15 protein-coding genes and 1 pseudogene are annotated in these 13,959 nt (G+C 50.6%); 3 read left to right on the top strand and 13 right to left on the bottom strand.

All coding sequences use genetic code 11. From position 1 onward, the window contains the following. Positions 1 to 71: 71 nt before the first annotated feature. Positions 72 to 971, top strand: coding sequence for a LysR family transcriptional regulator (locus tag SPK40_RS16095; protein WP_330961145.1), 900 nt, complete (start codon positions 72 to 74; stop codon positions 969 to 971). Here SPK40_RS16095 and SPK40_RS16090 read toward each other — a convergent pair. Both SPK40_RS16090 and trhO read right to left on the bottom strand, forming a co-directional pair. Further along, positions 940 to 1,503 carry a peptide-methionine (S)-S-oxide reductase gene (locus SPK40_RS16090; protein WP_248142640.1) on the bottom strand — a complete coding sequence of 188 codons (564 nt, stop codon included), beginning with the start codon at positions 1,501 to 1,503 and terminating at the stop codon, positions 940 to 942. The two genes, SPK40_RS16095 and SPK40_RS16090, sit on opposite strands and share 32 nt — an antisense overlap. A 227-nt stretch (positions 1,504 to 1,730) precedes the next feature. After that, positions 1,731 to 2,711 carry an oxygen-dependent tRNA uridine(34) hydroxylase TrhO gene (trhO, locus tag SPK40_RS16085; protein ID WP_330961144.1) on the bottom strand — a complete coding sequence of 327 codons (981 nt, stop codon included), beginning with the start codon at positions 2,709 to 2,711 and terminating at the stop codon, positions 1,731 to 1,733. Positions 2,712 to 2,932: 221 nt separating this feature from the next. Between trhO and msrB the strand changes: the two genes are divergently transcribed. Beyond that, positions 2,933 to 3,379 (top strand): peptide-methionine (R)-S-oxide reductase MsrB, encoded by a 447-nt coding sequence (gene msrB, locus SPK40_RS16080; RefSeq protein ID WP_330961143.1) that lies wholly within the window; start codon positions 2,933 to 2,935, stop codon positions 3,377 to 3,379. A 63-nt stretch (positions 3,380 to 3,442) separates the two neighbouring features. Then, positions 3,443 to 3,958: a peptide deformylase gene (gene def / locus SPK40_RS16075; protein WP_248142643.1), complete on the top strand. Its 516-nt coding sequence runs from the start codon at positions 3,443 to 3,445 to the stop codon at positions 3,956 to 3,958. 44 nt (positions 3,959 to 4,002) lie between these two features. Here the strand turns inward: def and SPK40_RS16070 are convergent, their stop codons facing one another. The 11 genes and pseudogenes from SPK40_RS16070 to hisC all read right to left on the bottom strand — a co-directional run bounded on the left by SPK40_RS16070 (position 4,003) and on the right by hisC (position 13,843). Beyond that, the gene (locus SPK40_RS16070) at positions 4,003 to 4,572 is read right to left on the bottom strand and encodes an NADPH-dependent FMN reductase (protein ID WP_330961142.1); all 570 of its coding nucleotides are present in this window, start codon (positions 4,570 to 4,572) and stop codon (positions 4,003 to 4,005) included. Continuing rightward, on the bottom strand, positions 4,538 to 5,446 hold the full coding sequence (locus tag SPK40_RS16065) for a DMT family transporter (protein ID WP_330961141.1): 909 nt from the start codon (positions 5,444 to 5,446) through the stop codon (positions 4,538 to 4,540). The genes SPK40_RS16070 and SPK40_RS16065 overlap by 35 nt, the downstream gene beginning before the upstream one ends. Positions 5,447 to 5,673: 227 nt before the next feature. After that, positions 5,674 to 6,993: a DUF2254 domain-containing protein gene (locus tag SPK40_RS16060; protein ID WP_330961140.1), complete on the bottom strand. Its 1,320-nt coding sequence runs from the start codon at positions 6,991 to 6,993 to the stop codon at positions 5,674 to 5,676. Positions 6,994 to 7,131: 138 nt separating this feature from the next. Beyond that, positions 7,132 to 7,668 (bottom strand): ASCH domain-containing protein, encoded by a 537-nt coding sequence (locus SPK40_RS16055; RefSeq protein WP_330961139.1) that lies wholly within the window; start codon positions 7,666 to 7,668, stop codon positions 7,132 to 7,134. A 49-nt stretch (positions 7,669 to 7,717) separates the two neighbouring features. Further along, positions 7,718 to 8,557, bottom strand: a complete 840-nt coding sequence (locus SPK40_RS16050) for a patatin-like phospholipase family protein (RefSeq protein ID WP_330961138.1) — start codon at positions 8,555 to 8,557, stop codon at positions 7,718 to 7,720. Positions 8,558 to 8,701: 144 nt separating this feature from the next. Next, a pseudogene (locus SPK40_RS16045) lies at positions 8,702 to 9,439 on the bottom strand (SAM-dependent methyltransferase); the annotation flags it as partial. Between the two features lie 12 nt (positions 9,440 to 9,451). After that, positions 9,452 to 9,973 carry a GNAT family N-acetyltransferase gene (locus SPK40_RS16040; RefSeq protein WP_330961137.1) on the bottom strand — a complete coding sequence of 174 codons (522 nt, stop codon included), beginning with the start codon at positions 9,971 to 9,973 and terminating at the stop codon, positions 9,452 to 9,454. A gap of 98 nt (positions 9,974 to 10,071) precedes the next feature. Then, complete coding sequence (locus tag SPK40_RS16035; RefSeq protein ID WP_248142651.1) at positions 10,072 to 10,587, bottom strand: hypothetical protein; 516 nt, start codon at positions 10,585 to 10,587, stop codon at positions 10,072 to 10,074. A 104-nt stretch (positions 10,588 to 10,691) separates the two neighbouring features. Further along, entirely contained in the window at positions 10,692 to 11,729 is a 1,038-nt protein-coding gene (locus SPK40_RS16030; RefSeq protein WP_330961136.1) for a S66 family peptidase, read from the bottom strand. Positions 11,730 to 11,950: 221 nt separating this feature from the next. Continuing rightward, positions 11,951 to 12,706 (bottom strand): ABC transporter substrate-binding protein, encoded by a 756-nt coding sequence (locus tag SPK40_RS16025; protein WP_442957585.1) that lies wholly within the window; start codon positions 12,704 to 12,706, stop codon positions 11,951 to 11,953. Positions 12,707 to 12,736: 30 nt separating this feature from the next. After that, on the bottom strand, positions 12,737 to 13,843 hold the full coding sequence (hisC, locus tag SPK40_RS16020; RefSeq protein ID WP_330961134.1) for a histidinol-phosphate transaminase: 1,107 nt from the start codon (positions 13,841 to 13,843) through the stop codon (positions 12,737 to 12,739). Positions 13,844 to 13,959 lie beyond the last annotated feature (116 nt).

The raw sequence follows: 13,959 nt of genomic DNA, 5'->3' as shown, positions 1-13,959 counted from the left end.
TCATTCAGAAAGAGATAAACATGATAAAAATGATTACACTGTTTATTAAATACGAACAATAGGGATACACCATGGACCGACTCAGTGCCATGCGTGCCTTCATCCGCGTCGCTGAACTTGCCAGCTTCACCCGTGCGGCAGATGAACTGCATTTACCCAAAGCCAGTGTTTCCAACTATATCCGGCTGCTTGAAACGCAGTCTGGAACACGACTGCTTCATCGTACAACGCGCAAAGTCACTCTGACTCAGGACGGAAAGGTCTACTACGAACGGTGTCTCGACCTGTTGTCAGAGTTTGATGAACTGGACAACCTGTTCCGTCAGACCGGGGAACAGCTTTCTGGCCGTATTCGGGTGGATATGCCGACGGGCACCGCCAAAAACGTGGTGATCCCGCATTTGCCAGATTTCCTGGCAAGTCATCCGGGCATCTCGCTGGAACTGAGCAGCACCGATCGCCGGGTTGATATCATCAGAGAAGGCTTTGACTGCGTGTTACGTGCGGGAAAACTCGAAGACTCTTCGCTCATCGCCCGAAAGCTGGGGGAAATGCCCCTCATCACCTGCGCCAGCCCGGCTTATCTGAAAAAACATGGGATTCCCCGACAGGTCGGGGATCTCAGCCACCACCAGCTGATCCACTACCATCAGGTTATCGGCAGTGAGACGGACTGCTGGGAATATGAGGAAAACGGAATCACCCGGGAAGTCAGTATGAAAGGGGCTTTAACCGTGAACAATGCAGAGTCGTATACTGCCGCTTGTCTTGCCGGCATCGGTCTGATCCAGGTTCCCGCTATGGGCGTACGGCATCTGACAGAACAGGGCAGACTGGTTCAGGTACTTTCCCAGCACAGCTCTGCGCCGTTACCAGTCTATTTGCTTTACCCGCACCGCCGCCACATGGCGAAAAGGGTCCAGATTTTCATGGACTGGCTCAGTCAGTTGCTGACGAAGTATCTGGACTGACAGCCAGCTCAGAATCCGGATCAATCGTCGACTGCTGAATGACATCCCGTTTATTGCCATCAACATAGGCACCAAACTGTTTCAGCAAATAGTTCAGCTTGGGACTGATACGTGCCTGACAAAATGGCCGCTGCGGATTGCGGTAAAAGTAATCCTGCAGTGCCTGCCGCGAAGGTTCAAATGTGTCGATACGTAAAGCCTCCGTCAGAACATGCTGGTCAAATTCAGACTGAAGTGCTTTCAGGCAAATCTGCGAGGCGCGCTGCTGCTCAGGGCTGAACGCATAAATTGCGGAACGGTACCGGTGACGTAGCGCATGATCCGAGGTACAGCTATGGGTATGCAGATGAATTTGGATCAGGGTATACAGGTCGATACTTGCAGGCTCAAAACGGACCAGGATACCTTCTGACATCCCTTCCAGCCCCTGCGCAGACAACCAGCCCTGCTCCACCTCACGAACGCCCTTCAATGACCGGAAAATTGCCTCCGTGCACCAATGGCAACTTCCGCCTAAGCCGACTGATTCCATCCGACATCTCCTCCGCTGTTTAATCAGTTGGACCCACACGGCGGAAGAAAGGTTTCGTGCCCCGCCGGAATTTCAGCCATTCACCGGACTGAACCGAGATAGCCATTTGAAATTTCAGGCAGCAGAGAACGCAGAACGAACAAAGACAGCAAACGCAGGCGAAAAAAATCCCCGGCCAGACTGACCAGGGATGTTCTTGTTTTCAGACGAAAGACAGTGACAGCGAATTAACGCTGTTCGCGTTGCTGCTTCTTCCGCTCAAGCTTTTGCTGGCGGCGTGATTCGATGGTTTTCATCGCATCACCACCTACGTGCTCTTCACCACGCTCCTGAGCCAGCTGAACCTGCTTTTCACGCTCACGGAAACGGGCTTTCTGTTCTTCCGTATGTTTGTCAAAACATTTCGGACAACTCACGCCTTGCTCGAAGAGTGCACTTTGCTTGTCCTGTTCAGTGATAGGCAGACGGCAGGCATTACACAGGTCATAAGAGCCTTTTTCAAGCTGGTGGTTCACGGTGACCCGGCCGTCAAAGACGTAGCACTCACCTTCCCACAGGCTTTCTTCAGCCGGCACTTCTTCCAGATACTTCAGAATACCGCCTTCCAGGTGGTAAACCTCTTCGAAGCCTTGTTCTTTCATATAGGCCGTTGATTTTTCACAACGAATCCCCCCAGTACAGAACATGGCAACTTTCTTGTGTTTGGCTGGGTCCATGTTCTCTTTCACGTAATCCGGAAACTCACGGAACGTTTCAGTTTTCGGGTTCACCGCATGCTTGAACGTGCCGACTTCGATCTCATAGTCATTGCGGGTATCGACCACAAAGACTTCAGGATCAGCAATCAGGTCGTTCCAGTCTTGGGGTTTTACATAAGTGCCCACCACGTGGCGCGGGTCAATCCCTTCAACACCCATGGTGACGATTTCTTTCTTCAGCTTCACTTTTGAACGATTGAATGGCTGATGTTCGTCAAAAGATTCTTTATAGACGATGTCTGCGAGACGGCCATCTGCTTTGAACCAGGCCAGCAGTGCATCAATGGCTTCACGCTTGGCGGCAACCGTACCATTGATCCCTTCTCTTGCCAGCAGCAGGGTTCCGCGGATTTCTTTTTCTTCCATCAGATTCTGCAGCGGCTGGCGCAGGGCTTCAAAATCTTCCAGTGCAACAAACTTGTACATTGCACAAACTACATATTGAGACATCGTTTTTCCTCAGTGCGGGCTGGATCGTAAATCCAGAGCATTGTGATAAGAGCTTAGATCATTGAGCGCGGCATTATAGCGAAGACTTCCGCCGTGAAACACACAGGAAAAACAAGGTTATTTTCAGCCCGGGGGCCGGTCTGTTCCAAATGAAACACAATGCTTGAAATTCCGGGCATTCCCCCCTATGTATAACCAAACCCTGTTATTCGGAGAACACCATGCTCACTTGGGAAAACGTCATTGAACATGCGGCAAAAGGTAATCTGCCCGCTGACCGCCGTGTTGAAAAAAGCGAGGAAGAATGGCGTCAGATACTCAGCGAAGACGCGTATTATGTCACCCGCCTGAAAGGAACGGAGCGGCCATTTGGCTCAGAAATGTGTGAACTGTTTGAACCGGGTGAGTATGCCTGCGTCTGTTGCGGGAACATGCTGTTCGATGCCGGTGAAAAATTTGACTCTGGCTCAGGCTGGCCTTCCTTTACCCAACCCGTCAAAGCAAATGCCATCAGCTATCATCTGGACACGTCGCATGGGATGCAACGTATTGAGACAACCTGCTCTGTCTGCGATGCCCATCTGGGTCATGTTTTCCCTGACGGACCAGCTCCCAGCGGCTTAAGATATTGTATGAATGCCGTTGCGCTGAAAAAAGTCAGTGAGTAGCCGCTTGCAGTGACTGACCATTAGCGATATAACGCCCATATCAGCACAAAAGGGAGACACAGGATGAAGATTGCACAGCTCGGAAATCCAATTTTACGCCAGCAGGCCAAAGCGTTAACTTCGGCTCAGTGGAAAGAATATGCTCCCTTTTTCAGCGAACTGCAGGACCTGATGCTGTCTCATCAGGGCGTGGGGATCGCAGCGCCTCAGGTCAGTGAATCCGTTCGTGCCTTTATTGTGGCTTCCTCGCCCAATGCACGCTATCCGCTCGCCCCCGCGATGGAACCCACCCTCATGCTGAATCCGGAAATTTACTGGATGAGTGAGGACATTGAAAAAGACTGGGAAGGTTGCCTGAGTATTCCGGGCATGCGGGCACTGGTGCCCCGCTCGACCACAATCAAAGTGGGATATGAGCAACTGGACGGCCAGAAAATACAATGTGAATTGACCGGTTTCATTGCCCGGATCTTCCAGCATGAATTTGACCACCTCAATGGCATTGTCTTTCTGGACCGTGCTGACTCTCAGGATTATGCCACGGAATCAGAGTTCAGAAGACAGCTCGGACTCAACTGAAAAAAGCGGCAACAGCCGCTTTTTTCAAATTCATCTTCTTCTCTTTATCGGTTCAGATGGGCCACGAACCTTCTGAGTTGCGTCTGAAGCAGTTCTGCCTGACGGTTATCTGTCAGTTCACCCTGCCCATTGAAGGCCTGATTCGCAGCTGGAATCGCCAGCTGATCCGGCATCACCATCACCCCGATATTGCTCAACAGCATGCGCAACATCACCAGCCCCCGGATTCCCCCCAGTGAACCCGGCGACGTACTGAGCAGATAAGCCGTTTTCGAATGATAGGCTGCCAGTGCCGGCACATCCCCATCCGGGCGGGAAAGCCAGTCGATGGTATTTTTCAGTAACGGAGAAAAACTGCCGTTATATTCCGGTGATGCAATACATATTCCGTTGTGTGCCATAAAAATGTCCCGAAGCGCTTTGACTGTCCCAGGAATCCCCTCAGCAGACTCCAGATCGCCGTCATAGAGTGGCATCGGATAATCGGCTAAATCAATCAGCGTCACCTCAGCATCCATTTCAGCGGCCATCCGGTATGCCTGTCTGGCCAGTTGCTGATTCAGTGAGCCCTTTCGGCTGCTACCGGACAGAAACAGAATTTTTGCTTTGCTCATTCAGATCAATTCCTTCTTGATGATTCATTTCATGGTTCATTTTCCGGCCCTTGCCGGACGTTTTTTTCATCAGCAACAGTGCGACCAGAATCAAGCCAATCCCTGCCCATTGCAAAAGCCCTAAACTTTCACCGACCAGACCGATTCCCAGCATGACGGCAGTAACCGGATTCACCAGTGAGAGCATCGACATCACATTCGGACCCAGTATTTTCACGGAGCGGACCCAAGCCCAGTAACCAAATGCGGTATTCAGCAAAACCAGCCATAACAGTCCGGGGAGCGCGTCTACAGACAAAGCCACCGGTGCGCCAGCAACAAACCAAGCGAAAGGAATGAGCATGATGCCTCCCAGCACAAGCTGCCATGCAGCAAAACTCAAGGCGTCATTGACTGGCCATCGCTTCATCCAGATAGCCGACTGAGCCACCAGTGCCGTCCCGGCTAAGGCTGCGAGGGTCCCAATCGGGTCCAGATCAGCAGACGGATTCAGCAACAAACCCACCCCAATCAGACCCACCACTGCCAGCAAAACAGAACGGGGATCAGGTCTTTTTCCTTCTCCAACCCACTGTAACAACATCAGCTGCAGTGGCATTGTGGCGCCCAAAGTACCGGCCACCGAGCCTGGCAGGCGATAGGCTGCAATAAAAAGCAGAACAAAAAAAGCAGCAATATTGCAAAAGCTCAGGAGTGTCATGCGGCCCCAGTTGAGTGGCGGCAGCTTCGGACGAAGCATGAGCAGGACTAAACCTGCAGGCAATGCACGCCAGACAGCCACCCAATAAGGTGACATATCCTGCAGAAACAGACCGACGGCGGCATAGGTACTGCCCCATAGCATTGGAACGGATAGCGCAATCAGATAATTCATTTCCCTTCCCTCAGGTGACTTTCAAGAAAATATCTTTCATAAAAGATAATATAGCGCTGCACATGCTCTTTATCAAGTATCTTTTTAGAAAGATATATAGTTCGAGTTTATCCTCTCGGGCTACTTTCTACCTCACCACGAACAACAAGCTCATCCGGAAAACTTTCACTTCCCGGTCAACGCTGACGAATCATCAGGACGAATCAAGAATATAAAGATGTCAGCCTTCAGCCAAGCTGACGCAATTCATCTTTCAGGGCCTGATATCGCTGCTCCACATCAGCGATATCTTCAGCTTCGGAGAGACTTTCCCGGCGTGTCCGGACAATCATATCCGCCTGACGCAGAACAGCTTCTTGCTGTTCAGCTGTCCGGCAGTGACTGGCAATCCGGGACAGACCTTCCAGCAAACGGATAGACACAGCAACATCGGTCTGACTGTGCTGTCTGATTTGATCAAAAGACGCATTCAGCATACCGGAATAGTCCAGTGGCTGTTCCACCAGCTGCAGCCGCCCGTCATCGCGATACCAGCTGACAGGATGAAAAGCGCGCCCGGTCAGCGTGCAGAGCACAGCACTTAACCGATCGATACAGGTCATCGCGGTAAAGGGATCATTTATCCCCGGTGATAACGCCCGGACGGCGACTTCCACCAGTTGATGGATGGCAAATTCCGGATCCTGTTCCGGCGTTCTGAGTTTGCCGATGATGAAACACGACTGCAGCTCCGAATCCAGCGACTCGTCCAGTTCCGTATCCGACAACACGACAGCCAGTGAACTGCCTTTGATCACAAAACTTCCGGCACGATGACTCAGGGCAATCTGACAGTCCAGCTGTTCAGACAAACGGCGCAGTGATGCTCTGTCCACCGCCTGTAAATAACCTTCATGATTAGCCGGGACGATCCGGTGAAACAGACCGGTCAACGGTTGGCCTGTTGTCTGATCACGTGCCGGGTGCGCACCCAGTTCATCCGGGAAAAACTGTGCGATATGCTGATTCAGTTCTTCATAAACACCATTCACTACATGATCCGCCTGAATTGATGTCGCGACATGATGGATGAAAAAAATCAGAACCCCCACATTCAGCAAAGCCAGCAACAGTGAGATGTTGACCGCCAGCCGGGGAACAAAGGCATTATCGTGATTACTGGTGACGCTGCTCAGGACCAGCAGGCAATAGATGAAGGTCGCAATAAAAGTACCCAGCACATACTGATTCCCGGGATCGCGCATAAAGTTCCTCAACAGTCTGGGACCAAACTGAGAAGACGCCAGTGTCAGGGCAACAATGGTGATCGAAAACGCTACCCCGGCGACAGTCACCATGGAACCGGCGATCGTTGACAGCACACTCCGGGCACCTTCTGCCCCGCCGGTAAAACCAATATCGGGAAAAGCAAAAGGAAATTGAGTCAGTTGGTGATCCAGCGTCACGGCAATGCGGGCCAAACCGACAGCGATCACCAGAAGCATCGCCGGAACAAACCAAAAGCTGTTTCGGATTGTTTCCCAGCGATTGAGCCAGTATGTTTTCATGTCCCGCTCTGCCATCACTGAATCGTCAATGTGATTAAAGATAGCAGAGCAGGCGCTCAAGTCCCTGAAATCAGGTCAGATGACAACAAGACAAATGAAAAATGGCAAGAGAAATGCCTCAATTCATTTTCATCGCATTCAGGCTGCCGCTTTCGCCCAAACGGTCTTAAACCGTTCCAGCACCAGAGGGATCTCTTCCGACATCTCGATGCCAAAAGCTTCACATTCTGTACTGAAAAACTGCCAGTGCGCCTTCCGCCACCAGCTTAATGACTGATCGCCCTCGCCTTCTGCGGCCGCAAAGTCAGCGGTGACATCTTTAAACCTGGCTTCTGACACTGAGGTAACCTGAGTAATTGCGACCGGCTCTCCATCCCAGTTCGTCACCACCAGTAAATGGCCTGTCTGAGGCATCGGCTCAGGGCCCTGTTCATCTCCGGTGAGGTACCAGTATTTCATACTGCACGTCGCTTGTTTCTGACCCATCCGAACCAGTTCGGCACAGATGTCGGCATTTTCTTTATCCGCACAAAAGTAATCAGCACTCACACTTGGGATCAGCGGAATCTGAGCCTCCGGCAATGACACCAGATAAGCGGACAGACATTCCGCTGCCTGCGGTGTCAGGCTGAATTGCTGAGCCAGCGTTGCCGGTGCAAAATTTTCAAAAATCATTGTCTTCCCTGTTGATTCAACGCCTTCACTTCATTGAAGCCAGATAAACTCAGGCGGATTCCACCACAGCCGTTGCAGCCAGTCCCATCTGATAACCGGCATCCAGCCGCTTCTTATCCGTTGTGATTCGCCCGACATCAAATTCTGCAGGCGGAGCGATCACCCGGATTTTACAATCAGCCGGCGGGTTCTCGATAAAATCAATGGCCTGATTATAACTTTCAGCACGATTCATCATTACGTGAGCCAGATGCGGCGTATCAGCCAGCATGCGACGCACCAGCCAGGAGGCCTTACTGGCTTTCTTTCTGTATCCAAGTGGACGTGACAGGATCACGGTAATCTCGCGGGCACCCATCTCATAAGCTTTCATGACTGGAATCGAATCAGCCACACCGCCATCGGTCATGGCAATACCATTCAGTTCAGGAAAATCCCGATAGGCAACCGGCACCGAACAAGACGCCTTTAGGAGCTGCTCCAGATTTCCCGCAGTTGCCCGGGTATAAACCGCTTCACCCGTTGTGACTTGAGTGGTCACCACATATAACGGGACAGGCTGTGCCGCGAACGCATCCAGATCCAAACGAATTTCGTTGATGGTAATCTTCCACAGCCAGTCCAGATCCAGCCAGTGCCCGCCCCGTACGAACCTGCGCAGACTGATAAACTCAGGTCGGCAGGAATAGTCGGTAATCACCCGATAATTACGTCCATGCTGGTTTGCCAGCCACGCAGCCAGATTCGTTGAACCGGCTGAAACACCAATGCAGAAATCAAACGGCCGGTAACCTTTTTCCAGAAACCCATCCAGCACACCCGTCGCAAATATCCCGCGCATCGCACCACCTTCGACCACCAGAGCGCGTTTCGTGCCTTTGTGTTCCATGACAGTCTCCTTATCACCGTTTTCACTTCACGTTCGATCAAGCCACTTCCTATCTCGAAACGATGAAGACCGCCTCACGGCGGCCATCTCATTGCATTCAGTTCAAAATGCAGCATATCCAAAGTCTGGCAGGTTGCTCACGCCTCACCTTTCATCCTGAACTTTGAACATCAGGTAAAAACCAAAACCCATCGTTTCACGGCCATAGCGATGGTAATAAGTATTCCATGCTCTCACCGCATCACGCTTTTTTATTGCTTCTTTATCTTCCGGATTGGCCATGGCAGCACGCTCTGCTTTTACACGAAAACTGCCTTCAAAATGATCCCATTCATCCTGATTACTGGTGGCAGTATAGGTCACGATGAAACCGTGAGACTCTGCCACTTCAACATTACCCTGATGGCTGTGATAAATGCCCACGGGCTCACCAATAAAGTCCAGATAAGCCTGAGCTGGTGTTTTTTTCCAGTAGCCTTCACCGACAAGAATCTGACCATGGGGTTTCAGCCAGCGTTGCATTTGAGTCAATGCTTCCGGGTAAGCTGCCTGACCTGAAGCAAACGCATAGACAGCCCCTAGACAAATAATGACGTCGAACTCAGCGCCAAACTGACGCTGGTTCACATCTGCAACTTCAAAACGAACACGCTCAGTCAGGCCTAACTGAGTTGCTTTGGCTGCTGCCGCCGCAATATTTTCACCGGAAATATCTACCCCGAAACATTGGGCCCCTGTCGCCTGACTCAAACGGAGCAGAAATTCACCATCACCGCATCCGATATCAAGCACTTTACTGTCTGGCGTGAGGTTTAAAATATGAATCAGGCGCTCGGCCTTTTCTAAGCTGTAAGGGTTATTAAATAACATCCAATGTCCTTCCCAAAAATTACATCAACCAGAAACTGGTTTAAGCGGAGTGTCGAGCGTCAGCTGATAAAAATCCAAATCCAGCCAACGGTCAAATTTATAGGCTGCCTGCTTGATGGTACCTGAATATTCAAAGCCTAATTTCTTGTGTAAAGCAATACTGCCTGTATTCGAGGCGTCAATGCCGCCAACCATGACATGATAATTCTGTGCCCGGGCAGATTGGATTAACGCTTCCATCAGCATTTTGCCTAATCCTTTCCCCTGATGTTCCGGATGAATATAAACCGAGTGTTCAACAGAATATTTAAAAGCTGCCCAGGCCCTGAATGTACCGTAGCTAGCAAATCCCATGAGTTCACCGGTTTCATTTTCTATTCCGATCACCGGAAATTCATTCGCTGTTTTAGTCGCAAACCAAGTCTGAATGACTTCCATGGAGCGAGGCTGATATTCATATAAAGCCGTGGTATTACAAATCGCATCGTTGAAAATTGCCTGAATGGCTGCGCCGTGTCTTTCAAAAGAACAGTGAACGAATTGCATCTTCCCTCCTGATGCTCACACAATCTGTCACATTCGCACACTGTATCACTAAGGCGCCGCCTGAGGATCGAAAACATTTCACTCAACCCGCGTGTTTATCAGTCCGTTCCTAAGTATTTTGCTGCCAGCAGAAACAACAGCGCGATTGCAATTAACCAGGCGGAGAAAACAATCTCATGATATGCCTTTTTCAGCAGCGCATTTTTCTGCTGATTGTTCTGATTCAGCTTTTGCCAGACGGAGTAACACCGAACGATTGCCAGATGTGCATTCTGATTCGCCCCCTGCTGTTTCATGTCTTCAAGCCAGGTTTCCGGCAATTCAACACCGTAGGCGTCGGATGGCCGAAGCAGACGAAAAAGGAGGCTCCAGGCGGATATCAACCCCACATAAGTCAGCAAAACGAAGATGCCGGCCAACCAGCCAATCGCATGTTGTGGCGGCAGAAAGAGTGAAGATGCCATGAAAACCAGAATGGTGAAGCCCGCAATCACAGCAGAGTGCAACGCCAGCAGATGTGCCGCTTTCTCATCCAGGTGACGGGCATAGCCTTGCTCATCTGACAGCGCTGAACGCACATGCTGATACAGCACTGCCGTATTGTCATCTCTCATAACTCAGTACTTATCCGAAGCGATTGCGGTCGCCGAGGCGCATTTCCTGAGAGTATAGACGTTCTGGCAAGCCAATTCGTATCAATCACTTGCCACAGTATGAGTTACCTGAATGTTTGAATGACCTGCCCCTTTCCGTCAGACAGCATCACTTCGGCGTACGCCCCATTCACCAGCGGCAAGTTCGGTGCCACATGTCCAATATCCGTATCCGTCAAGATCGGCACCGGTAAATCCCCCAGCACTTTGGCAATGACCTGGGCGTGTGAAATCGCTTTATCATGCGCCTGAGCCAGACCGTCCCGTCCAAACAGCACGCCGTCAACCGCATCAAAGACGCCATTGAATTTCATGGATAACAACAACCGGGCCATCGCCGTCGGGGACAATTCACCATTTTCCAGAAACAGGATCAGTCCGTCATGAGCATACGCTGATTTCATCTGTTGGATATCCAGATAAGACGTGCCGGACAGCAGACCGAATGTATCCAGGCATCCGCCGATCAAGCGCCCGGAGAATTGCACCGCCCCTGCAGTCTGTCCTGACGACAATACCTGCCATCGTGTCGGTTGGGTCAGTGACAGTGTCGCGTCTGGCACCTTCGAATAATCTGGTGCGGCGGCCTCATAGTAATCTGACTGAGTTAAGGTAAGGGATTCTCCTGCAGGTAAGCCCAGCAACGAAAAAACCGCACTGTTCAGCACGTCATCCTGCGTCGGATGAAGCTGCATCAGATTAGCACTGTGCAAACTGGCCCAGCCGCACCGGGCCGTCAGTACTGCAGAAATGGTGCTGATATCTGAAAATCCGACGAGCCATTTGGGTTTGGCGTGTCGCAGCAGATCCCAGTCCAGCAGCGGCAGAATCTCCATCGCCAGTTCCCCGCCCCAGGGCGGAAAAATCGCATCGACCCGGTCATCCAGTAAAAAGTTCATGAACTCATTCGCACGGACTGCTGCAGGCGCACTGACATGCTCGTCACTGTCACGCAGGCATTGCCCCTCCAGCACTTTAAACCCGCGGTCCCGCAGGCCCTGAATCACCAGATCCAAACGTTCATGACAAGCTGCCGGAACACCCGCGGAGAATGCTGTCACCGCAACCGTACTGCCGGGTTGCAATGGAGATGGGTAATGCATGAGACCTCACAAAACAATATGAAACAGAGGGAGCAACACTACGACATCAAAAAAATAAATCAAGCAGATTCAACGCTGAGTACGAACAGCTCAGATAAAGACAATGGCAAGTTTTCCGGACACTGCGCTGTGTGAACAGCAGTGAAGCACAGAAAGCAGAAACGCCGGTCATCTGACCCGCGTATCTGCTCCGGTATAAAAAAGACAATCAGCCTGATCGATTATTCGCCATAAATGTCGAATTTAAAGTATTTGCCGGCAATCCGATCATAGGTTCCGTTCTCACGAATCGTCTGAATCGCTTTGTTAAATTTCTCGGCCAGCTGTTTATCGGTTTTCCGTAATGCCAGTGCCGTCCCTTCACCGATATAAGCTTTATCCGTCACAGCGGCGCCCACAAATTCGAAGCCTTTCCCTTGCTCCTTATCCAGAAACGCCAGTGCCAACTGATCGGAATTACCAAAAGCGGCATCCAACCGGCCCGACGCCAGATCTAAATAGACTTCATCCTGTCCGGTATATCGCTGAATTTTCGCAACATCGCCGTACATATCAGTCACGTAACGATCGTGAATCGTCCCTAACTGAACCCCGATCCGTTTCCCGTCCAGCCCGGCTTTATCAATACGGAGTGCCGCATCTTGTCTGGCCACAAAACGGGCAGGTGTCTGGTAATACTTATCGGTAAACAGGACGCGCTTTTTACGCTCTTCCGTAATGCGCATTGAAGCCATGATGGCATCTGACTTACGGGCCAGTAATGAAGGAATCAATCCATCCCAGCTTTGTGACACCCACACACATTCCAGCTGCGCTTCCTGACACAGTGCATCCGCGATTTCGATATCAAACCCTTTCGGTGTACCTTGCTCGTCTTTGTAGTTAAATGGCGGATAAGTAAAGTCAGATGCCAGACGCACGGGTCTGTCTGCTGCCTGAACATTGCTGATCAGCGCTGTCGCCAGGATCAGGCCCATTCCCAGTTGTTTTTTCATTCTCATTCCCTCTTACACCGTCGTTATCTTTGTTGGATCAAATGGATAATCTTTTAACGCCTGAAGTGTTTCCGCCATACTGGCCTGCGTTCCGATTGAAATCCGCACACAGCGAGCCAATCGTGGATCATGAGCCTGATTACGTGTCACAATGCCCTTTTGCAGCAAATAATCGTAAAGGCAGTCATCCGTGTTAAACCTGACCAACACAAAGTTGGTCGAAGACGGATAAACCTGCGCCACAAAAGGTAAGGCAGATACGGCTTCTGCAAACCAGTTTCTTGTTGTAATCAAGGTGTCGGCCTGTCTGCACATGGCTGCAAGACCCTCTTCCTGCAACGCTTTTCTGGCAATCAGGGCACTTGGATCCGCAATCGGATATGGCGGAATTAACCGGGCCACATAATCCATCACACTCTTGTCTGCCAGCACAAAACCGACCCGAATCGATGCCAGACCAAAAGCTTTTGACAGTGTACGAATCACAATCAGATTGGGATAGTCTGCAATCAGGTGCGACACACTGGTCTGAGGGGCAAACTCGATATATGCCTCATCAACGACCACCAGCGTGGAGTCCTTGCCAGCTTCAAGCAGAGCGACAATGTCTTCCTGCGGGATTACATTACCTGTTGGATTATTCGGTGAACACAGAAACAGAATTTTACTGTTTTTCAGGTGCGGTTGAACGGCTGCCACGTCCAGACCAAAATCATCCGTCAGCGGTACCTTCACCGTCTTCACCGCAATTGAATCCGCACAAAACTCATACATGGCATAAGTCGGCGGACATATCACGATTTGATCGTGTCCCGGCTGACAAAAAGTACGAATCAGTAAATCAATGGCTTCATCCGCCCCGCGCACGGCCAGCGTTTCACACTGCAACGCAGGGGCGCCGAAGAAAGCGCTGTCACTATATTCCAGGTAAGCCTGCTCAATGATCTGAGGCAGAAAATCAGGGTAACGATTGTAACTTGCTGATTCACCATAGCGCTCACTCTGCTCGAGTTCATTGGCATTCAACCAGATATGTCCCTGACCGCCAATGCGTCTTGCAGATTGATAGGGTATGAGATTTTTTACCACCTCTGGAACTAGTTTCGTAGCTAACGACATCACAGCACACCTCTTCGTAATGCATGAATAGCAAACTCAAGTGCTTTATTTTGATTAAAAATTCAACCTGAGCATCTTTATATCTTTCTTTTACATAAATTAAACAAAATAATTTG

Origin of the sequence: Photobacterium sp. 53610 (assembly GCF_036409375.1) — a bacterium.
Taxonomy (GTDB): Bacteria; Pseudomonadota; Gammaproteobacteria; order Enterobacterales; family Vibrionaceae; genus Photobacterium.
This window is presented reverse-complemented; position numbering and strand designations above follow the sequence as displayed.